The sequence below is a fragment of the Escherichia sp. MOD1-EC6300 genome, assembly GCF_002965045.1.
GTDB lineage: Bacteria > Pseudomonadota > Gammaproteobacteria > Enterobacterales > Enterobacteriaceae > Escherichia > Escherichia coli_F.
In genome coordinates, this window is record NZ_PTRH01000058.1 from 1 (window position 1) to 691 (window position 691).

Consider the following 691-nt stretch of genomic DNA (forward strand, 5'->3'; position numbering starts at 1 on the left):
AATCCCATGACAGAGACAGAATCAGCGATTCTGGCGCACGCCCGGCGATGTGCGCCAGCGGAGTCGTGCGGCTTCGTGGTGAGAACGCCGGAAGGGGAAAGATATTTTCCCTGCGTGAATATCTCCGGTGAGCCGGAGGAGTATTTCCGGATGTCGCCGGAGGACTGGCTGCGGGCAGAGATGCAGGGTGAGATTGTGGCGCTGGTCCACAGCCACCCCGGTGGTCTGCCCTGGCTGAGTGAGGCTGACCGGCGGCTGCAGGTGCAGAGTGATTTGCCGTGGTGGCTGGTCTGCCGGGGTGAGATTCATAAATTCCGCTGTGTGCCGCATCTCACCGGGCGGCGCTTTGAGCACGGGGTGACGGACTGTTACACGCTGTTCCGGGATGCTTATCATCTGGCGGGGATTGAGATGCCGGATTTTCATCGCGGGGATGACTGGTGGCGTCACGGTCAGAATCTCTATCTGGATAATCTGGAGGCCACAGGGCTGTATCAGGTGCCGTTGTCATCAGCACAACCGGGCGATGTGCTGCTGTGCTGTTTTGGTTCATCGGTGCCGAATCATGCCGCCATTTACTGTGGTGACGGCGAGCTGCTGCACCATATTCCTGAACAACTGAGCAAACGAGAGAGGTATACCGACAAATGGCAGCGACGCACACACTCCCTCTGGCGTCACCGGGCATGGC

Annotated in this window: 1 protein-coding gene; it reads left to right on the forward strand. The window is 59.3% G+C overall.

Features of this window, described 5'->3' with window-relative positions; translation table 11 throughout:
- Positions 1-6: 6 nt before the first annotated feature.
- Positions 7-691, forward strand: a 685-nt coding sequence (locus BGE37_RS24765) for a C40 family peptidase (RefSeq protein ID WP_105288552.1), incomplete at its 3' end; no start/stop codon positions are given.